The sequence below is a fragment of the Pseudomonas sp. Pseusp9 genome (assembly GCF_059491265.1).
The window spans coordinates 3,532,028-3,550,898 of record NZ_CP168500.1 but is presented as its reverse complement, the minus strand read 5'-3'; the positions used below and the strand labels follow the sequence as shown (position 1 = coordinate 3,550,898).

The window sequence follows — 18,871 nt, the reverse complement described above, 5'->3', positions numbered from 1 at the left end:
TTACTGTTTGTTCGATTTCCCCAGCGCTTTCGCCACAAGCTGTTCGTAAAGCTCGGCGTAGGGTTCGACTGCCTTGCACCAGTTGAACGGCGCTGCCATGGCCCGGCAGCGCATGGCGTGCAGCAGGTCGGGGAAGGCAAACACCTTGAACGCGCGGCTCAGGGCTTCCTTGTAGCTCTGCACCGTGGATTCATCGAACAGGAACCCGGTCACGCCGTTTTCGATGGTGTCGGCCAGGCCTCCGGTATTGCGTGCCACCGGCAACGAGCCGAAGCGCTGGGCGTACATCTGGCTCAGGCCGCATGGCTCGTAACGCGAAGGCATCAGCAGGAAGTCGCTGCCGGCGAACATGCGCCGGGCATCGGTTTCGTTAAAGCCAATGCGCACGCCGATCTGCCCGGGGAAACGCAGGGCCAGTTCACGCATCGACTGCTCTTCTTCCGGCTCGCCACGGCCGATGATCGCGATCTGTCCGCCGGATTTGACGATGTATTCGGAGACCGCTTCGGTCAGGTCCAGGCCTTTCTGGTAGACCAGGCGCGAAACCACGGCGAACAGCGGCCCCTCGGAGTCTTGCAGGCCGAACAGCTCGCGGACATGGGCGGCGTTCACCGCCTTGCCATCCCAATCGCCGATGCTGAACGGGCAGAACAGGTGCGGATCGGTTGCCGCGTCCCAGCTTTCATCGATGCCGTTGGGAATCCCGCTGAGCAGGCCTTGCTGGGTCTTGGCGGCGAGGAAACCGTCGAGACCGCAGCCGAAATCCGGGGTGGTGATTTCCTGGGCGTAGGTCGCGCTGACGGTGGTGATGTGGCTCGAATAGGCCATGCCGGCCTTGAGGAACGACATCTTGCCGTAGAACTCCATGCCTTCCTGTTGCAGCGCGTGATGGGGAATGCCCAGTTCCGGGCACGAGCCCAGGCTGGTCACGCCTTGATAGGCCAGGTTGTGAATGGTGAACAGCGTCGGTGTGCGCTGCCCACGCCAGTGCATGTAGGCCGGGGCCAGGCCGGCGGGCCAGTCGTGGGCATGCACCAGGTCCGGGCACCAGTGGATTTGTGCGAGGTTGGCGGCAATATCGGCCGCTGCCAGGCCCAGGCGGGCGAAACGGATATGGTTGTCCGGCCAGTCACGGCCGTTGTTGGCGCCGTAGGGTGAACCTTCGCGCTCGTAGAGTTCGGGGCAGATCAACACGTAAATGACCAGACCATCGGGCATGTCCATGCGCCCGATCTTGCACGGTGGCAACGCAGCATGCCCGCCCAGCTCACCGATGATATGAATGGGGTTCTCGCTGTGCAGCACCTGCGGGTAACCCGGGATCAGCACCCGCACATCGTGCAGGTGGGCCATGGCCCGTGGCAGTGCCGCGGAAACGTCGCCCAGGCCACCGGTTTTCACCAGGTCGGCAATTTCCGAGGTGACGAACAGCACTTTTTTACGGTTCGGATTCTGGTTGGCCGCCGTGGTCAGTGTCCTGGTGCCGGGAACGCTGACGTGATGGGTGTTTGCGGCAGTTACGGCGCTCGAATCGCCGACCTGATGAGCACGCTCTCCCTGTATTTCCAAAGCCGTACTGATCATATGAATCTCCCGTGTTGTTGATCTAATTCTTAGGTCTGGCAAACGGTGTTTCATGGCCAATTCCGCTGGCCGGGCGCAATCGCGCTACGCATCAGTGAGCAAGCGCTGCCCGATGCGTCGAAGCAAAAGGGGTGAATGAGCCGTTGCAAAGATTGCACCAGTCGCAACGCACCTTCCTGTCAGAGGACCGATCGGAATTGGAAAAAGTTTCGACTTTTTTTCCACTTTGTGACCGAGCGGTTTCGTCTCGAGAAAATGAGTCTAGGCCAGAAGTTAGAGCGGTAAAGGGCAGATGGCAAAATTGTTCGACAATCGGTTTGTAGCGGTACGGACGTGCCTGATCGAGGTGCAAACGCCCCGACGAAGTGCATGTTTTTTTGCGTTTTTGCCGCAAAAAGTCACGGGGCAGTCACATAAATGTGCGACGCGATCGAGCGGCTGTGCACTGTTGTGGTGCGTGCGGTGAGTCCCGCATTTGGCCGAACCACTGCCTTACTGCCCGCCTTGATGCCTTGTTATAGTTCGGGCCCCGTTTTTGCCCGCAAAAGGATCACTGGCATGTCTCAATACACTGCGTTCAACGTCGAACTGGTCGATAAAATTGCCCATGTGCAGATCAACCGCCCGGAGAAGATCAACTCGATGAACGCTGCGTTCTGGAGCGAGATCGTCGAGATCTTCCAGTGGATCGACGAAACCGATGAAGTGCGCGTGGTGGTCCTCAGCGGGGCGGGCAAGCATTTCTCCTCGGGTATCGACCTGATGATGCTGGCCGGTGTGGCCAATGAACTGGGCAAGGACGTCGGCCGCAATGCGCGCCTGTTGCGACGCAAGATTCTCACCCTGCAAGCGTCGTTCAATGCGGTCGATAGCTGCCGCAAACCGGTGCTTGCGGCCATACAGGGTTACTGCCTGGGTGGCGCCATCGACCTGATTGCCGCGTGTGACATGCGTTATGCCGCCGAGGACGCACAGTTTTCAATCAAGGAAATCGACATCGGCATGGCCGCCGACGTCGGCACATTGCAACGCTTGCCGCGAATCATCGGTGACGGCATGCTGCGTGAACTGGCTTACACTGGTCGCACCTTTGGTGCCGATGAAGCGCGGGGCATGGGCCTGGTCAATCGCGTCTACAGCGACAACGCCAGCCTGCTCGACGGTGTCATGGGCATCGCCCGCGAAATCGCCGGCAAGTCGCCGATCGCCGTCACCGGCACCAAGGAGATGATCAGCTACATGCGTGACCATCGCATCGATGACGGCCTCGAATACATCGCTACCTGGAACGCCGCCATGCTGCAATCCACCGATCTGCGCGTGGCCATGGCCGCCCATATGAGCAAACAGAAACCCGAATTTCTGGATTGATTAACCATGATTCCTCGCTGGACCACGGCAGTACTGGACACCGATCAACCTGGCGGCTGGGCCGTCGCGCGCAGCCCCGAAGGCTTTCTGTTCGATGACAACGGCGCGTTGTTTCCCCGCGAATGGCTCAAGCGTCAGGATCTGCCGATTCTTGCCGAGCATGGCATCGGTCATCTCGATGGCGAGCCGGTCTATCTGCTGGAATTGCGCAGTCACAGCGAAGTGCCGGGCTGCAACTGGAAAGGCCTGCGGGCGTTCATGCTCGAGGGCGATCACACGGTCTACAAGGTGCTCGGTTACGCCGCACAGATCGGCACCTGGGCCCGCGAGCACCGGTTCTGCGGCAATTGCGGGCAGGCGACCCATCAGGTGGTGCGTGAACGGGCGATGTACTGCGAGCCGTGTGACTTGCGCTATTACCCGCGCATTTCACCGAGCATGATCGTGCTGGTGACCCGTGGCGACGAGATTCTGCTGGGGCGTTCGCCGCGCTTCGTGCCGGGTGTCTACAGCACCCTGGCCGGGTTCGCCGAGCCGGGCGAATCGGCCGAGGACTGCCTGATTCGCGAGGTTCGCGAAGAGGTGAGCATCGAGGTGAAGAATATCCAGTACCTGGGCAGCCAGTGCTGGCCGTTCCCGCATTCGATGATGCTCGGCTTTCATGCCGAATACGCCAGTGGCGAGATCGTCTGCCAGGAAGACGAGATCGAGGATGCCCAGTGGTTCAACGTGCACGAGCTGCCGCCGTTGCCGGCGTCACGCTCGATTGCCCGTTACCTGATCGACGTCTATGTGGCGCGGCGTTTAGGCCACGCTGAACCAGTGCTGCCAGGCTAGGCGCACGGTCAGGCCCAGCACCACCGTGATGAACACCGGACGAATGAATTTCGCGCCGCCGCTGATGGCGGTGCGGGCACCGAAGAACGCGCCGACCATCAACGACGAGCCCATGCACAGGCCGATGATCCAGTCCACCTGACCGGAAAAGATGAAGATCGACAGCGCTGCCGCATTGCTGACGAAGTTCATGCTGCGCGCCACTCCGCTGGCCTTCACCAGGTCGATGGGGTACAGCAGCAGGCTGCTCACGGTCCAGAACGCACCCGTGCCGGGACCGGCCACGCCGTCATAGAAGCCGAGGCTGAAGCCTTGGGTCGACTGCCACGTTTTCCTGATCGGTGCGTCGCTGTCCGTTGGCGCTTTCGGTGTGCCGCCGAACAACAGATAGACCCCGCAAGCGAAGACGATCACCGGCAGCATCTTGTTCAGCCATTCCGCCGGCAGGTAGTGCGCGACCACGGCACCGGTCAGTGCGCCGACCAGGGTACCGACGATGGCATGCACCCATTGCGCGGGGTGGAACAGCTTGCGGCGGTAGAAGGTGAAACTGGCAATCGCCGAACCGAAGGTCGAACTGAGCTTGTTGGTGCCCAGCACCAGATGCGGCGGCAGGCCGGCAGTCAACAGGGCAGGGGTGGTCAACAGGCCGCCGCCACCGGCGATGGCATCGATGAAACCGGCAACAAAAGCGACAAGGGCCAGGATGGCCAGGGTGGAGAGGTCAACACTGAGTTCGAAAGGCATGGGATCGGCTTATTCGGCGGGTGCAGAAAGAGGCTGCAGGGAAGGGGCGGTATGTTACCGGCCTGAACGCCACAAAACCATTGTGGGAGCGAGCCTGCTCGCGAAGGCGGTGTGTCAGCCAGCATTGATGCTGGATCAGACGACCCCTTCGCGAGCAGGCTCGCTCCCACATTTTGCTAAGTGTTTACAAGCCAAGGTCCGACAGGCCCGGGTGATCGTCAGGGCGGCGCCCCAGCGGCCAGTGGAACTTGCGCTCGCTTTCCTTGATCGGCATGTCGTTGATGCTGGCAAAGCGGCGGGCCATCAGGCCGTCCTCGTTGAACTCCCAGTTTTCGTTGCCGTAGGAACGGAACCAGTTGCCCGAATCGTCGTGCCATTCATAGGCATAACGCACAGCGATGCGGTTGCCGGTAAAGGCCCAGAGTTCCTTGATCAGTCGATAGTCCAGCTCCTTGGCCCATTTGCGGGTCAGGAAGGCTTTGGCTTCCTCGCGGTTGTGGGCGAACTCGGCGCGATTGCGCCATTGGGTGTCCAGTGTGTAGGCCAGGGACACGCGCTCGGGGTCGCGGGAGTTCCAGCCGTCTTCAGCCAGGCGAACTTTTTCAATGGCCGATTCACGGGTGAAAGGGGGTAATGGCGGGCGAACTTCGGCATTAGACATTTCATGTCTCCGTATCAAGTTAAAGTTCAAACACAATGTTGAGCTTGATCAAGTTGTTACAGGTCCAATAACTTTCGCGCCATGCATTGCGCATTATCGGCGGCACTGTGATCACCCATTACAAGCGCCACGGTAATGGCACCATCGATCAGGATCAGCAGCTGTCTGGCCAGCCTCTGCGGATCCTCGGCACCCTGTTCGGTACACAGCTCGCACACGTAGTCGAGCAGCTTCTGTTTATGTTCTTTGGCGACCAGGCGCACCGGGTCTTGCGGGTCGCCGGTTTCGCCACTGGTATTGATGAAGGCGCAGCCGCGGAAGCCCTCGCAGGCGAACCACGACTTGAGTACGGTAAACAGGTTGAGCAGTCGCTCGGCCGGGGTTTCGGCCTGGCCGACTTCCTCGCGGTACCAGTGCATCCAGCGCTCGTCGCGGCGTTGCAGGGCAGCCACAACCAGTTCGTCCTTGTTGGCGAAGTAGCGATAAATGCTTTTTCTGGAGACACCGGCGGTTTTCACCAGAAGATCCATGCCAGTGGCGGCTATGCCACTTTTGTAGATCAACTTTTCGGTGACATCCAGAATGATGTCGCGTGTGTCGTTGCTAGTGATTTCGTTCATGTGGCCAACAGTAGAACGACCGTTCTCCTTGGTCAATGAATATTTTGCAACGCATGATAAATGGTCTTCGCGAGCAGGCTCGCTCCCACATTGAAATGCATTCCCCTGTAGGAGCGAGCCTGCTCGCGAAGGGACCTTAACAGACAGTAACAAGACCCGAGGCTAGCGATGGTGTAAGCTCTCGGGTTCTTCGGATTCGACCCTTTGCGAGCCCTATGCCGTTGCTTTTCAAACGCTCCCTGCTGCCCAAACTACGCAGTTTTCCGCTGACAGCCGATGCCGTCGGCATCCTCAGCGGTGCTGCCGAATTCCGTCGTTGCCTGCTGGAGAAAATCGCCAGTGCGACCCGGCGCATTTATATCGTTGCGCTGTACCTGCAACAGGATGAAGCCGGCCAGGAAATCCTCGATGCCTTGCACGCGGCCAAACTGGCACGTCCGGAACTGGACGTGGTGGTGGTCGTCGACTGGCTGCGCGCCCAGCGCGGTCTGATCGGTGCCGGCAAACAACCGGGCAACTCCGCCTGGTATCAGGAAATGACCCGCACCCACGAAAGTGTCGTGCCGATCTACGGCGTCCCGGTACAAACCCGCGAACTGTTCGGTGTATTGCACCTCAAGGGCTTCGTGATCGATGACTGCGTGATCTACAGCGGCGCGAGCCTGAACAACGTCTATCTGCACAAGTTCGACAAGTACCGCTACGACCGCTATCACCTGCTGCACAATCGCGAACTGGCCGATTCGATGCAGCACCTGGTGCAGCACGGCCTGGTGGCCTCAAAAGCGGTGCACCGCCTCGACCTGCCGAACCTGCCGACCACCCGCAGCCTGCGCAGTGACATCGGCGACCTGCGCAGCCGCCTCAAGCACGCGGCGTACGACACCACGCGGGGCACCACTGACAGGGTTGGCCTGTCAGTCAGCCCGCTGCTCGGCGTCGGCAAGAACAATCCGCTGAACCGGGTGATCTGTGAGCTGATCGCCAGCGCCCGGCAGCAACTGACCATTTGCACACCGTACTTCAACCTGCCGTTGGCGATCATCCGCGAGATCAACCGTGCGCTGGCCCGTGGGGTGAAGATCGACATAGTGGTCGGCGACAAGACTGCCAACGACTTCTACATTGCGCCGAGCGAACCGTTCCGGGTCATTTCGGCGCTGCCGTACCTGTACGAAATCAGCTTGCGCCGGTTTGCCAAGCGCCATCAGCGCAACATCGACAGCGGTCAGTTGAACCTGCACCTGTGGCGTGATGGCGACAACTCCTATCACCTCAAGGGCATGTGGATCGATCAGCGCTATACCTTGCTGACCGGCAACAACCTCAACCCGCGGGCGTTTCGACTCGACCTTGAAAATGCGTTGTTGATCGATGATCCGCACAGCGAGTGGCTGGAGCCGCGTCGCAAAGAGCTGGCAGAGATCTTCCAGCACACCCGTCGCATCGAGCATTTCCAGAACCTGGAAACCCTCGCCGAATACCCGATGGGCGTCGCCAAGTTCCTCAAGCGCGTGAGTCGCGTGCGGATCGAGCGGTTGCTTTACCGCATTCTTTAAAAACTGCAGCGCGGCCGCTGACGCCTTCGCGGGCAAGCCCGCTCCCACAGTGTTCTTCATCGAACACAGAGCTTGTGTACGACAAAGATCCTTGTGGGAGCGGCGGTGCGGCGATCCGACTTGCCCGCGAAGAGGGCGGGGCAGCCGCTACAAAACTCAGTTCAAACCGAGCTTTGCGCGCAATGTAGACAGGTCTTCAGCCAAGGTATTGACCGGGCCCACAAGCGCCTTGCGGTCGGCGTCCTTCACTTTGTCGTAGGTCTCGAAACCGCCGTCGCTGGTCCTGTACTTGGCAAGGATCTTGTCCACGGTGGCAAAGTTCTTGTCGACCTTGGCCACAAACGCCGCATCCTGCTTCTCGATCTGCGGACGGAACAGGTCGACGATTTTCTTCGCGCCATCGATGTTGCCCTGGAAGTCATAGAGGTCAGTGTGGCTGTAGCGGTCTTCTTCACCGGAGATCTTGGTCGCCGCGACTTCCTCGAGCAACGCAGCGGCACCGCCCACGACTTTCTCGGGCGGGAAGGTCAGGCCGGCCACGCGGGTCTGCAGGTCTTTCACGTCTTTGTTCAAGCCGTCAGCCAGCTCGCCCAGGTCTTTAGTGCTCTGTTCCGAGAACAGCGAATATTCGAGTCGGTGGAAACCGGTGAAGTCTTCGGCTTTCACGCCTTTTTCGTGGTCGTCGACGCGGGAGTCGATGGACGCATCCAGGTCACTGAACAGCTCGGCAATCGGCTCGATCGACTCGTAGTAGACGCGAGTCGGCGCGTAGAGTTTTTTCGCGGTGGCCAGGTCGCCTTTTTTCACGGCGTCAGTGAATTGCCGGGTGTGGCTGACCAGCTCCTCCAGTTGCCCGGTCACGTAGATCTTGTAGTTCGAGACCGGCCCCACCAGGTCCATCGGCGCAGTCGCCGCAATTGCCGAAAGCGAAGTGTTGAGCAAGCCAAGGGTCAGCATTAACGCAAGGGGTGACTTCTTCATGGGACGGTTCCGTGAGGGTTGTTGTGGTCAGGCGGTTGTTTTTGAAGAGCGAGCGGGATGCGTCGCATCAAGGAGCGAACGACCGATGAAATCCTGATCGCCTGTGACGCCGGGCAAGGTGAAGAAATAGCCGCCGCCGACCGGCTTGAGATATTCCTCCAGCGGTTCACCGTTGAGCCGGGTTTGCACAGCGATGAAGCCTTTCTCCAGGTCCGCCTGGTAGCAGATGAACAGCAGGCCCATGTCGAGCTGGCTGTTCTTGTTCACACCGTTGGAGTAGTTGAACGGCCGGCGCAGGATCAGGTTGGCTTGCGTCGCGGCAGTGCGCGGGTTGGCCAGGCGAATGTGCGCGTCGAGCCGGGTCAGCTTGCCTTCGGGATCCTTGTGGTAGTCCGGCACTTCGGATTCGTGGGCGCCGCCCATGGGCGCACCGGTGCTTTTGATCCGGCCGAGAATGCTTTGCTGTTCCTGCAACGGCGTGCGGTCCCAGCGTTCGACGAAGTTGCGGATGATCCGCACGGCCTGGTAGCTGCCGTTGGCTGCCCACGCTGGCTCATCGCTGCCCGGCTGCACCCAGACGATGCTGTCCATGGCCTTGGCGTCGTTGGAATCGGGGTTGGCCGAACCGTCGCGGAAACCGAGGAAATTGCGTGCGCTCTGTGCCGGCACACCGGGTTTCGCCGGAGCCTGGGGCGGCACGCTGCCTTCCTGTTTCCAGCGTACCAGCAGCAAGTCCGGCAGGTTTTTCACGATGTCACGCAGGGCATGGATGTTGGTGTCGGTGGTGTTGGCGCAGAACTGGATGCTCAAGTCGCCATGGCAGCAATCGGCTTCCAGCGCGTCGTTGGGGAAGCCGACCATGTGTGTCAGCCGTTTGGGCTTGGCATCGGCCAGGCCGAAGCGTTCATCGAACAGCGATTCGCCCACCGACACGGTAACGGTCAGGTTATCCGGGGTCACGACCGGACCGAGGATGCCCGAATCCACCGGTGGCAGCTTCGGATCGATCTGGGCCACCGGGCCGCCTTTCATCAGGAACTCAATACGCTGGTTCAGGGTGCGAAACAGCCGCTCAAGGTCTTCACGGTCGCTGGCCAGCACATCGAACGACACCAGCATGCCGGCCGCCGGGCGCGGGGTGACAATGCCCGTCTGGTGCTGGCCATGGAACTCGTGGCGGTCAGCGGTATTGTCGCTGCTTGGCGCTTGCGTGACTTGCGTGGGGCTGGCGGCCATGGCCGGGCAACTGAGTGCCGAGCCGGCGAGGGCGACACCGGCGGCGCCCATGCCCATCAGTACGCGACGGCGCTGGAGGTTGAACTGCTCTGGATCGTTCATCGGTTTGCGTCTTCTGCTAACAGGCCGGAAAGGCCAAGGGCGGGGTCGATCTCATCGAGTGCGGTGGCCAGTGCCCTGGCCTTGTCGGCGATCTGTTTGCGCTGTTCGGCGCTGACGCTGTCGTAACTGGCGTAACCGGTGCCCACCTTGACGCCATTGAGTTCAGCGTCGAAGGCATTGAGGGCACTGTCGATTGTCGGCAGCAACCCGGCCGCGGATTTGCTCAGCAACGGCCGCAACAGGTCGACGACTTTGCGCGTGGCGTCGAGGTTGGCGGCGAAGCCGTTCAGGTCGCTATGGCTGTAGCGCTCTTCTTCGCCGCTGCTGGCGCGAACATCGGCGATGCCGTTGAGATTGCGCACCATGATGCTCACCAGTTGCTCCGGCGGCAGTGACTGGGCCAGCAACTGCTGTTTGAGGCTGGTGACATCGGTCAGCAGGCGCTGGGCAATTGGCACCAGGTCCGCGAGGGTGCGTTGTTGGAACAGCGCGTATTCGATGCGATGGAAACCCGTGAAGCCCGGGTCCTGCTCGCGTTTTTCGAAGTAGTCGGCGCGGGCATTGATGGCGTTGTCCAGTTCGGAGAGGCGTTGAGCGGCAGGCGCCAAACGCTGATACGCCGCGCGCGCCGGCCCATACAAGGCTTGCGCCTGGCTCAGGTCAGCGGATTCGATGGCTTGCTGGAGGGCGGTGACGGCGTTGATCAGCGCGGTGCCCTGGCTATTGAGGTACACGCGGAATTCCGACAGTGGCCCGACAAACGCGACCATCGATGGCCTGGCTTTGGCGGCGGCGTCGGAGGCCGCCGTCGATGTGACATGCAAGGTGCCACGCGGGTTGCTCAGTAATCCGCAGGTGATGCTGTAGTCGCCGGGCAGCAGGTTGGCGTTGATGACCTGGCTCAAACCGGGTGCGATGTTTTCCCGTTCTTCGATCACCAGCACGCCGTCGAGGATCTCCCATTCCACAGCGCGGTCGGAGCGGTTGACGATACGGAAGCTGGCGCGCCCGGCCGGGACGCTGAGGACATCGGGTTCACAGCTGTGCGGGTGGATGGTCACCAGCACTTCATCGTGGTTGGCCTGGCGCTTGGCCGCCGCTAACTGCGCGGCGTAGTAGAACAGGCCGCCGGCGGCGATCATGACGATCACCGAGCCGGCCACCGCCCAGCGCAAGGCGCGGGGTGGGGAAGCCTGGGATGGGGCTTGATTTGGCATGGGAGCCCTTACTGGCTGGAAACGGAAGAGGATTGCCGTGCGGGTGCGCCGGCCGGGGAGAAGAACATCACCAGCGCCACCAGCAGATAGATCAGATACGCACCCAGGGTGCTGACGGTCGGGGCGTCCTGGTAACCGAACATGCCGGCCAGCACCGAGCCCAGCGGGCCGTCCATCGGCAGGGTTGCGCTGAAGTCGAACAGCACGGTTTGCAGGTGGTTCCAGAGCCCGGCTTCATGCAGCGCCTGCACCGAGTTGGCGAGGATGCCGGCCGCGACCACCAGGATGAACAGGCCGGTCCAGCGGAAAAACGCCGCGAGGTTCAGGCGCATGCTGCCGCCGTAGATCAGGAAGCCGATGACGATGGCCAGGACCAGGCCGAGCAGGGCGCCAATCGGTGCCGCCGGCCCCTGGCTTTGCTGGAAAACCGCAAGCAGGAAGAACACCGTTTCCAGGCCTTCGCGGGCCACGGCGAAAAACACCATGGCGATCAGTGCGATCACCTGGTGCCTGGAACCGGCCAACGCGTGGTCGAGGGACTCGTGCAGTGAGTGCTTGATCGAACGCGCCACCTTGCGCATCCAGAACACCATGGAGCTGAGAATGCCAACGGCCACCAGCCCGACGATGCCTTCAAACAGCTCCTGTTGTTTCTGCGGAAACTCGGCGCTGACCAGTTCCAGGCCACCGCCCACCAGCAGGGCGAGGGTGACGGCAAGGAACACTCCGATCCACATCGCCGGCAGCCATTGGCCGCGACCGGTCTGTTTGAGGTAACTGGCGATGATGCCAACGATCAACGCGGCCTCGACACCTTCGCGCAGCATGATCAGAAAAGGAACAAGCATTCAGCGGCGTCTCGAATTTAGATAGGGAGCTAAGTTGTAACATAATGAGACGTATTCCCATATGGCATTGATTGCCAATTACCTGAACCCAAGCTGAACGAACCTGAACATCAGCACACCCCCCTGTAGGAGCGAGCCTGCTCCTACAGGTGATCTGCGTTGGGTGGGCGGTTTCGGCTAATATGCCCCCCACTCGAACAAGAACAGGGCTTGCCGCGATCCATGTCGGAAAAAGACACCATCTCCATCCAGCTGGTGCGTGAAGCACTGTTGCAAAGCTGCGCACCAGGCATGGCCACGGACGAAGCGCTGATCAAGGTTGGCATCGACCCACAACTGTTGAGTAACGCCGACGCCCGTGTTCCGGCCGCTGCCTATGCGCGCCTGTGGCGGCTGCTGGCACTGCGCGGGGATGATGAGTTTTTTGGCATGGACCCACGCAAACTGAAATCCGGCAGCTTTGCGTTCCTGTGCCGCAGCGCCATGCTCCAGCCCAACGTGGCGACGGGGCTGGCCAGCGGCCTGGCGTTTCTGTCGTTGATCCTCGAACACCTGCCGGCGCAGTTGGTGCGCCAGCAAAGCCTGGCGGAAATTGTTCTGTTGGAAGACGACAAAGACCCGCGCCGGGCCTTCACCTATTTCACCTACTGGATGATCGTGCACGGCGTTGCCTGCTGGCTGGCTGGACGGCGGATTCCGATTCTGGCGATCGAACTGCGCTGTTCGAAACCGGATTTCTGCGATGACTATCAGGTGATGTTTTCCGAAAACCTGCGTTTCGACCGTCCGCGCACGCGGATGATTTTCTCCGCCGATTGCCTGGATTTGCCGATCAAGCGCAGCGCCGAGGAACTCAAGCGATTCCTGGCCCATGCGCCGGCGAACATTCTGGTGAAATACCGCGATCCGCAGAGCCTGGCCAGCCGCATCAAACATGATCTACGCCACCTGCCGGCCGAACACTGGCCGGAAACCGAGGCCCTGGCGCAAAGCCTGTGCATGTCGGCTTCAACCTTGCGCCGCCGACTGGCCGAAGAAGGGCAGACCTATCAAGGCCTCAAGGACGGCGTGCGCAAGGAACTGGCGATTGTCTGGCTGGCCGAGCCGGCGATCAGCTTCAGTGATATCGCCACGCGCCTCGGGTTCGCTGACGTCAGTTCGTTCTACAAGGCGTTTCGCAAGTGGTCGGGGTCAAATCCGGGGCATTACCGCAGCCTGATTCTCAATGACGTCGAGTGACCCCGCTGACGAGTTGAGCGGCACCGGTGCGGATCAAGCGCAGCCTTTCAACGGCTGCCAGTGATCGACCCTGGCAGATTGATCGTGCCACTGTCCACGAAGCGCGTCGTGTTGAACACGCCGCCCGAGAGCTTGCCGTGCAGGATGTAAGGCATGTTGTTGAGGGTTGTCATCTGGCTGATGCCATAAGTCTGGCGGACCACCGAAAGCGCCGAAACACTGACAGGCACGCTCACGACGGTGTCGGAAAAACGCCCGATCTCGCCCCGCTCATCGGTGACGCCAGAGGCGAACGGCTGGCCGTTGATGTCCAGGTCCAGGGCGACGCCGCTATAAGTAAGGTTGATGTCATTGGGGTTCTGCACGCGGATTTTCACGGCAAAACGCATTTCCATGCCTTCACCTTGCAGGGGCTCGATGCCCACGACGTTGACTTTCACCGGGTCTCTATAGGGCAGCGAGGTACAGGCGCTCAGGCAGAGCAGGAGGGAAATCAGGACCGCGTGGACGCTGCGCATGGACGTGCTCTCCTCTGAAAAGGGCTGAACCGCCAGCGGCTCAGCCCTCGAGCCCGTCTAGCGGTTTGACTGTGCAACCACCGCAACCGTTGCGGGTTCATCCCTGGTGGTCACATCGGGGTTCTGCATCACCTGAAGCACGGAGGCCTCCGGATCGAATTCGTCTTCCTCCAGCTCGATGAATTCCTCGGGCAGGAAGATATTAAGAACGATAGCGCACAGTGCGCCGACGGTGATGGGCGATTCGAAAATGTTGTGCAGGGCCTTGGGCAGTTCACGCAAGACTTCCGGCACGGCCGCCACACCCAGGCCCATGCCGAGAGAAATCGCCACGATCAGCATGTTGCGTCGATGCAGGCCGGCCTCGGCAAGGATCTTGATCCCGGCCACGGCGACGGTGCCGAACATCACCAGTTCCGCGCCACCCAGCACTGGCTTGGGCATCAACTGCAGCACCGCCCCGATCATCGGGAACAGGCCGAGCACCACCAGCAGGCCGGCAATGAAAAACGCCACGTAGCGACTGGCCACGCCCGTGAGCTGGATCACCCCGTTGTTCTGCGCGAAGGTCACCATCGGCATACTGTTGAACACCGCCGCCATGGCCGAGTTGAGGCCGTCGGCGAGCAGGCCGGACTTGATCCGGCGAATGTACAGCGGGCCTTTGACCGGTTGCCGGGAGATCATCGAGTTGGCCGTGAGGTCACCCGCGGCCTCCAGCGGCGAAACGAGGAAAATCACCGCCACCGGAATGAACGCCACCCAATCGAAGGCGAACCCGTACTTGAACGGTACCGGTACACTCACCAGCGGGACTTCGGGCAGGCTGGTGAAGTCCACTTGCCCCATCAGCCATGCCACCACGTAGCCCAGGGTCAGGCCGATGACAATCGCGCCCAGGCGCAGAAACGGCACGTCCACCCGGTTCAGCACCACGATGGTTCCCAGCACCAGCGCCGCCAGGGCCAGGTGACTGGCAGCACCCAGGTCGGGGGCGCCGAAGCCTCCGGCGATGTCGGTCATGGCCACCTTGATCAGCGACAACCCCATCAGCGTGATGATCGTCCCGGTCACCACTGGTGTGATCAGCATGCGCAGTTTGCCGATGAACTGGCTCAGCACCACCTCGATGAACGCGGCAAAAAAACACACGCCGAAGATGGTCGAGAGAATCTCGTCGGTGCCGCCGCCCCGGGCCTTGACCATGAAGCCGGCGCTGAGAATCACGCTGATGAACGAGAAACTGGTGCCTTGCAGGCACAACAGGCCGGAGCCCACCGGGCCAAAGCGCCGCGCCTGCACGAAGGTGCCCAGGCCGGAGACGAACAGCGCCATGCTGATCAGATAAGGGATTTCGCTTTGCAGCCCCAGGGCGCTGCCCATGATCAGCGTCGGGGTGATGATGCCGACGAAACTCGCCAGCACATGTTGCAGGGCGGCGAAGACGGTGGCAGTCAGGTGCGGGCGGTCATCGAGGCCGTAAATCAGGTCGCTGTGGCGTGGAGCAGGGGCTTTTTCGGAGGCGGTCATGGTGGTTTGCGTGCCAGAAGGCGGGCCGGGTCGGAAAATGGAGGCGCAGGATGCCAGAACCGCCCGGCTACGGCAAAAGAACCTCAAAAAACAGGGGTTTACAGTCGTGGAGCGAGCACCTCGCCAACACTGCGGCGTTTGGCGTGCAGCTGGCTGGCCAGGATCAACTGTTCGAGGTCCTCGGGTGTGACGTCATAGAACGCTTCCATGTCGGCCAGCGCCAGCTTCAGGTCTTCGGCGTTGATGGCTTGACCGTCGACCGGCGGGTGATCGGCGGGGATCATGACCACCGGTTCGCTGGCGCCTTTGGGGTAGCGAATGCGGGTCAGGTTGTTGTAGGCCAGGGCGCAGATCAGCATCGTCGCTGCGCTCAGCATTATCGGCTCAATGGCTTTCCAGCCCATGGCAATGGTGGCCGGATCGGCCAGTACCAGGGTCAGCGCCAAGGCTCCGGCCGGTGGATGCAGGCACCGCAGCCAGCACATCAGGATCAACGCCATGCCCGCGGCCAGGCAAGCGCTACCGAGGGTTCGGCCCAGCGCATGGGCCACCAGCAACGCAATCACCGCGGCACTCAGGTAGCCGCCCAGAATCGACCAGGGTTGGGCGAGCGCGCCCGAAGACACGGCAAACAACAGCACCGCCGACGCCCCCAGCGGGCCGATCAGGTGCTGGGCTACCTCAATGCCGAACACCTGGGCACAGAGCCACACGCTGAGCAGCGTCCCCAGTGCCATGCCAATGGCGGCACGGCTCCATTCGGTAGGGCGGGTATTGATGGAGGCGGGCAACCAGCGAGCAAGCATTTCGAGAAAAACTCCGGCAGAAAAAGCGAGGCAAAAAAAAGGGCTTGGCTGGGATAACCAGAAAGCCCTTGAAGGTGTTCCAACTGTTGGGGGAGGAACGCGCACAGTGTGCCGTTCAATCCTGCTGCTGACAAATTCATATTAATGAGCTTTCAGTGCATTAATTTTGCTTTGAATGACTCCGTCGGCCGCTTGCATAGCACAGCAAACCGCCCACGGCGGCGAGTGCACTCAAGGCATAAAACATCGTCGGTGCCGGGGTGTGCATCAACAGGAAGCCGCAAATCATCGGGCTGAGCGCGCCGCCAAGCGCAGCAAGGTTCTGCGCGCCGTAGTAGCTGCCACGCAGTTCTTCCGGGGCCAGGGTGTCGACGAAGAGAAACTCGGCCGGGTAAATGATGATTTCACCGAGGGTGAAAATAAACATCGCCACGCACCAGCTCACCAGGCTGTCTGCCAGGCTGAAGCCGATCAACCCGAGGATGAACAGGCCGGTGCCGGCTACGATCCATTCGCGCAGTTGCTCGCGCTTGAGAAAACGCCCGATCTGGTATTGCAGCAAGATCACGCTGATAGCGTTGCAGGCGAGCAGGGCGGCCATGATTTCCATGGTGTGTTGCGGATTGCTGGTCACCAGCAGGTACTGCGACAGGTAAAAGGTAAATCTACCGTGCACCACCGTGCTGAGCAGGCAACCGGCGGTGAACATGATCAGGGTGCGGTCGTTTTTCAGGGTGATCAGGGTTTTGAGAAAACTCTGCGCTTGACCGGTCAGGGAAGCACCGGGCGGGTTCCCGGGTATGCCGGTCATCAGGAACATGCTGAAAAACGCGATGGCCGCAGCCACCAGGAACGGCGCGCTCGCAAAGGCGCCGGCGATCAGCACACCGAGCATCGGCCCGACCGCGTAGCCAATGTTGGTCAGCGTATAGCTCAGGGAAAACGCCTTGGCGCGCTGGCCCACCTCAAGGTTGTCGCTGAGGATCGCTTTCGAACCGATCAGGAACAGCGAAGAGGCGGTTTCGGTGACGATCAGGGTGATCGTTGTCAGGTAGAGGTTTTCAGCAAAGGTCAGCAACACCAGGCCGATAGCGCTGGATGCCATCGCGAGAATGAGCAGTCGGCGTTTTTCGAAGCGATCGATGATGTAGCCGCCGTAGAGTGAGAGCAGGGTGGCGACGAACACCGCAATGCCGAGCAGCAAGCCAACGTCCTGTTGGTTGAGGCCAAGCTTGTCACTGACGAACAGCGTGAGCAAAGGGCTGGTGATGGCGCGGCTGACGACGATGGTCAGCGAGCAGATCAGCAGGCGGCGGATGAGGGGGGAGTAGGTGGTCACGGCGTGAATGTCCTTATTCGATCGGGCCGGCATCAGCCCGATCCTGAGCGCTACTCTAGCAGCAGGACGATTCGATTGTTGCCACAGGATTTACTTGCGGTGCAGCAGCACGAAATCATTCTTGTCGAAACGCCCGCTCAGTACGGGCGGCAACGCACCAATAGCCGTGCCTTGCAATGACTCGTACGCGTTCAGGTCCATCATCAGCCACGCCGGGCCCTTCAGGGCGTCAAGTTCCGCAGGGGAGTCGGTGAACACCGGGTGCAGTTCTTGCGGGATGTTGACCATGAACTTGATGGCCTTCGCGTCTTTGCCCATGCCATGCATCACCAGCGGTGCCGGGTCTTCCTGTACCTGTTCAAATACCTCGTGGCTGAAGGTCCGGGTATCGTAGAGCTGTCGTTGAACAGGCTCGAACTGCAGGATGTAGAACGACCACAGTGCCAGGACCGCGCAAAGGGCCAATGCCTCCGTTCGCCAGCGCGGTTGCTTCAGTGCAGCCACAGCGACCGCTTGCAGCACACCGAGAATAATGAACAACGCCGTGAGGTGAGCCACTTCATCGGGGAATTTTTGTCGTACCACCAGCAGGGTCACGATCAGCAGCCCGGGGATCAGCAACCACAGTCCCTGCATCAATCCTCGCAGCCAGGCAAACAATCGACCCTGTGTGGCGTAGAACGGATAGGCCGCCACAATGGCCGCCATGGGCAGCATCGGTAGCAGATAGCGGGCTTTTTTCGCCTGGGGGATCGAGAGACCGATCATCACGATCAGCCCGGCGGCGACGCAGTATTGCAACAGGCGTAATGCCGGGCCGGTTTCCCGGCGGCCGGAGCCGGTAACCGCCAACAGCGCCAGCACCGCCAAGGGCCACGCCAATGCGTAATTACCGACCGAACTGGTGAAGTAATACAGCAAATCGTTGGAGCCCTCGGTGCCGTCCATGCGCCCCATGAACTGCATGCGAATCACGTCTTGCAAAAACGCCGGGCCGCCACTGACATCTGCCAGCCACAGCAACAAACCGACACATCCTGCCAGCAGTACCGATGCCAGCAAGCCGAAGACAATCAGCCGTCGCCATTGGCGATTGAGCAGAAAATAGCTGCAGAGCATCCCTGTCGGAATGACCAGGCCGATTGGCCCGCGAATCCAGAAGCCGAGCAGCAGCAAGGCAAAGATCAGAACCCGGCGGCGCGGCGCGGCGAAGTGATCGGCGGCGTAGCCCAGGTAGAACACGCTGAACGAGACGGCTGCCAGCATCAGGTCGAGGGAAACGGCGCGGGTTTCCGTGATGAAGGTGTTGGTCAGCAGCATCAAGGCGATGCTCAACAATGCCCAGCGCGTGGAATAGGGCGCCAGCAGGCGGTACATCAATGTGACGATGACCGCTGCGGCGATGGCGCTCGGCAGCCATGCGGTCAGGCTGGTGACCTGGCCGAACGGCAGCGAAAGCAGCCAGATGAATATCGTGGAAAGTCCCGAATAGTCTGCATAGGGCTGGCCATAGGTCGTCGGAAAAAACGACGGCCCATTGCGCAGCATCTCCTGGGCGAACAGCACGAAGCGCGAATCGAAACCGATGGCTGCCTGCTGATACATCCCGGCGCAGAACAAAAACAGCGCCAACAGACCCAGCGCGAGGGACTGTTGGCGGATGTGTGGGATCATGA

17 protein-coding genes are annotated in these 18,871 nt (G+C 60.8%); 4 read left to right on the top strand and 13 right to left on the bottom strand.

The annotated features are described in order from the left end of the window. A complete protein-coding gene (gene glgA, locus ACEN8E_RS15935) occupies positions 1-1,584 on the bottom strand; it encodes a glycogen synthase GlgA (RefSeq protein WP_495588912.1) in 1,584 nt (527 codons plus the stop codon). A gap of 558 nt (positions 1,585-2,142) precedes the next feature. Here glgA and ACEN8E_RS15930 point away from each other — a divergent pair. Together ACEN8E_RS15930 and nudC are read left to right on the top strand one after the other, a co-directional pair. Further along, a complete protein-coding gene (locus ACEN8E_RS15930; protein ID WP_495588911.1) occupies positions 2,143-2,955 on the top strand; it encodes a crotonase/enoyl-CoA hydratase family protein in 813 nt (270 codons plus the stop codon). Positions 2,956-2,961: 6 nt separating this feature from the next. After that, complete coding sequence (gene nudC, locus ACEN8E_RS15925) at positions 2,962-3,792, top strand: NAD(+) diphosphatase (protein WP_495588910.1); 831 nt, start codon at positions 2,962-2,964, stop codon at positions 3,790-3,792. Here the strand turns inward: nudC and ACEN8E_RS15920 are convergent. The 3 genes from ACEN8E_RS15920 to ACEN8E_RS15910 form a co-directional block, all read right to left on the bottom strand. Next, positions 3,760-4,539 carry a TSUP family transporter gene (locus ACEN8E_RS15920; RefSeq protein WP_495588909.1) on the bottom strand — a complete coding sequence of 260 codons (780 nt, stop codon included), beginning with the start codon at positions 4,537-4,539 and terminating at the stop codon, positions 3,760-3,762. The two genes, nudC and ACEN8E_RS15920, sit on opposite strands and share 33 nt — an antisense overlap. A gap of 184 nt (positions 4,540-4,723) precedes the next feature. Beyond that, entirely contained in the window at positions 4,724-5,200 is a 477-nt protein-coding gene (locus ACEN8E_RS15915) for a nuclear transport factor 2 family protein (protein ID WP_495588908.1), read from the bottom strand. Positions 5,201-5,256: 56 nt separating this feature from the next. Further along, positions 5,257-5,820, bottom strand: a complete 564-nt coding sequence (locus ACEN8E_RS15910; RefSeq protein WP_495588907.1) for a TetR/AcrR family transcriptional regulator — start codon at positions 5,818-5,820, stop codon at positions 5,257-5,259. 215 nt (positions 5,821-6,035) lie between these two features. Between ACEN8E_RS15910 and pssA the strand changes: the two genes are divergently transcribed. Then, positions 6,036-7,379, top strand: coding sequence for a CDP-diacylglycerol--serine O-phosphatidyltransferase (gene pssA / locus ACEN8E_RS15905; protein WP_495588906.1), 1,344 nt, complete (start codon positions 6,036-6,038; stop codon positions 7,377-7,379). 156 nt (positions 7,380-7,535) lie between these two features. Here the strand turns inward: pssA and efeO (ACEN8E_RS15900) are convergent, their stop codons facing one another. Genes efeO (ACEN8E_RS15900) through efeU form a run of 4 tightly spaced genes read right to left on the bottom strand, consistent with a single transcriptional unit; the run spans position 7,536 to position 11,763 of the window. After that, on the bottom strand, positions 7,536-8,360 hold the full coding sequence (gene efeO / locus ACEN8E_RS15900; protein WP_495588905.1) for an iron uptake system protein EfeO: 825 nt from the start codon (positions 8,358-8,360) through the stop codon (positions 7,536-7,538). A gap of 27 nt (positions 8,361-8,387) precedes the next feature. Further along, positions 8,388-9,698 (bottom strand): iron uptake transporter deferrochelatase/peroxidase subunit, encoded by a 1,311-nt coding sequence (efeB, locus tag ACEN8E_RS15895; RefSeq protein ID WP_495588904.1) that lies wholly within the window; start codon positions 9,696-9,698, stop codon positions 8,388-8,390. Beyond that, positions 9,695-10,915: an iron uptake system protein EfeO gene (gene efeO, locus ACEN8E_RS15890; protein ID WP_495588903.1), complete on the bottom strand. Its 1,221-nt coding sequence runs from the start codon at positions 10,913-10,915 to the stop codon at positions 9,695-9,697. Before efeO (ACEN8E_RS15890) ends, efeB begins: the two co-directional genes overlap by 4 nt. 8 nt (positions 10,916-10,923) lie before the next feature. After that, on the bottom strand, positions 10,924-11,763 hold the full coding sequence (gene efeU, locus ACEN8E_RS15885) for an iron uptake transporter permease EfeU (protein ID WP_495588902.1): 840 nt from the start codon (positions 11,761-11,763) through the stop codon (positions 10,924-10,926). A 222-nt stretch (positions 11,764-11,985) separates the two neighbouring features. Between efeU and ACEN8E_RS15880 the strand changes: the two genes are divergently transcribed. Beyond that, the gene (locus ACEN8E_RS15880; protein ID WP_495593335.1) at positions 11,986-13,002 is read left to right on the top strand and encodes an AraC family transcriptional regulator; all 1,017 of its coding nucleotides are present in this window, start codon (positions 11,986-11,988) and stop codon (positions 13,000-13,002) included. Positions 13,003-13,049: 47 nt separating this feature from the next. On the opposite strand, the gene ACEN8E_RS15875 is transcribed toward ACEN8E_RS15880, so the two are convergent. The 5 genes from ACEN8E_RS15875 to ACEN8E_RS15855 all read right to left on the bottom strand — a co-directional run bounded on the left by ACEN8E_RS15875 (position 13,050) and on the right by ACEN8E_RS15855 (position 18,869). Beyond that, positions 13,050-13,520 carry an LEA/WHy family protein gene (locus ACEN8E_RS15875; protein ID WP_495588901.1) on the bottom strand — a complete coding sequence of 157 codons (471 nt, stop codon included), beginning with the start codon at positions 13,518-13,520 and terminating at the stop codon, positions 13,050-13,052. Positions 13,521-13,577: 57 nt separating this feature from the next. After that, entirely contained in the window at positions 13,578-15,050 is a 1,473-nt protein-coding gene (locus ACEN8E_RS15870; RefSeq protein WP_495588900.1) for a nucleobase:cation symporter-2 family protein, read from the bottom strand. A 98-nt stretch (positions 15,051-15,148) separates the two neighbouring features. Beyond that, a complete protein-coding gene (locus ACEN8E_RS15865) occupies positions 15,149-15,856 on the bottom strand; it encodes an HPP family protein (protein WP_495588899.1) in 708 nt (235 codons plus the stop codon). Positions 15,857-16,016: 160 nt separating this feature from the next. Further along, positions 16,017-17,195: an MFS transporter gene (locus ACEN8E_RS15860; RefSeq protein ID WP_495593334.1), complete on the bottom strand. Its 1,179-nt coding sequence runs from the start codon at positions 17,193-17,195 to the stop codon at positions 16,017-16,019. Between the two features lie 90 nt (positions 17,196-17,285). Continuing rightward, the gene (locus ACEN8E_RS15855; RefSeq protein ID WP_495588898.1) at positions 17,286-18,869 is read right to left on the bottom strand and encodes an ArnT family glycosyltransferase; all 1,584 of its coding nucleotides are present in this window, start codon (positions 18,867-18,869) and stop codon (positions 17,286-17,288) included. Between the last annotated feature and the right edge of the window lie 2 nt (positions 18,870-18,871).

Coding starts and splice junctions, on each gene's coding strand:
- glgA (WP_495588912.1), bottom strand. CDS start 1,584: ATGATCAGTACGGCTTTGGAAATACAGGGAGAGCGTGCTCATCAGGTC.
- ACEN8E_RS15930 (WP_495588911.1), top strand. CDS start 2,143: ATGTCTCAATACACTGCGTTCAACGTCGAACTGGTCGATAAAATTGCC.
- nudC (WP_495588910.1), top strand. CDS start 2,962: ATGATTCCTCGCTGGACCACGGCAGTACTGGACACCGATCAACCTGGC.
- ACEN8E_RS15920 (WP_495588909.1), bottom strand. CDS start 4,539: ATGCCTTTCGAACTCAGTGTTGACCTCTCCACCCTGGCCATCCTGGCC.
- ACEN8E_RS15915 (WP_495588908.1), bottom strand. CDS start 5,200: ATGTCTAATGCCGAAGTTCGCCCGCCATTACCCCCTTTCACCCGTGAA.
- ACEN8E_RS15910 (WP_495588907.1), bottom strand. CDS start 5,820: ATGAACGAAATCACTAGCAACGACACACGCGACATCATTCTGGATGTC.
- pssA (WP_495588906.1), top strand. CDS start 6,036: ATGCCGTTGCTTTTCAAACGCTCCCTGCTGCCCAAACTACGCAGTTTT.
- efeO (WP_495588905.1), bottom strand. CDS start 8,360: ATGAAGAAGTCACCCCTTGCGTTAATGCTGACCCTTGGCTTGCTCAAC.
- efeB (WP_495588904.1), bottom strand. CDS start 9,698: ATGAACGATCCAGAGCAGTTCAACCTCCAGCGCCGTCGCGTACTGATG.
- efeO (WP_495588903.1), bottom strand. CDS start 10,915: ATGCCAAATCAAGCCCCATCCCAGGCTTCCCCACCCCGCGCCTTGCGC.
- efeU (WP_495588902.1), bottom strand. CDS start 11,763: ATGCTTGTTCCTTTTCTGATCATGCTGCGCGAAGGTGTCGAGGCCGCG.
- ACEN8E_RS15880 (WP_495593335.1), top strand. CDS start 11,986: ATGTCGGAAAAAGACACCATCTCCATCCAGCTGGTGCGTGAAGCACTG.
- ACEN8E_RS15875 (WP_495588901.1), bottom strand. CDS start 13,520: ATGCGCAGCGTCCACGCGGTCCTGATTTCCCTCCTGCTCTGCCTGAGC.
- ACEN8E_RS15870 (WP_495588900.1), bottom strand. CDS start 15,050: ATGACCGCCTCCGAAAAAGCCCCTGCTCCACGCCACAGCGACCTGATT.
- ACEN8E_RS15865 (WP_495588899.1), bottom strand. CDS start 15,856: ATGCTTGCTCGCTGGTTGCCCGCCTCCATCAATACCCGCCCTACCGAA.
- ACEN8E_RS15855 (WP_495588898.1), bottom strand. CDS start 18,869: ATGATCCCACACATCCGCCAACAGTCCCTCGCGCTGGGTCTGTTGGCG.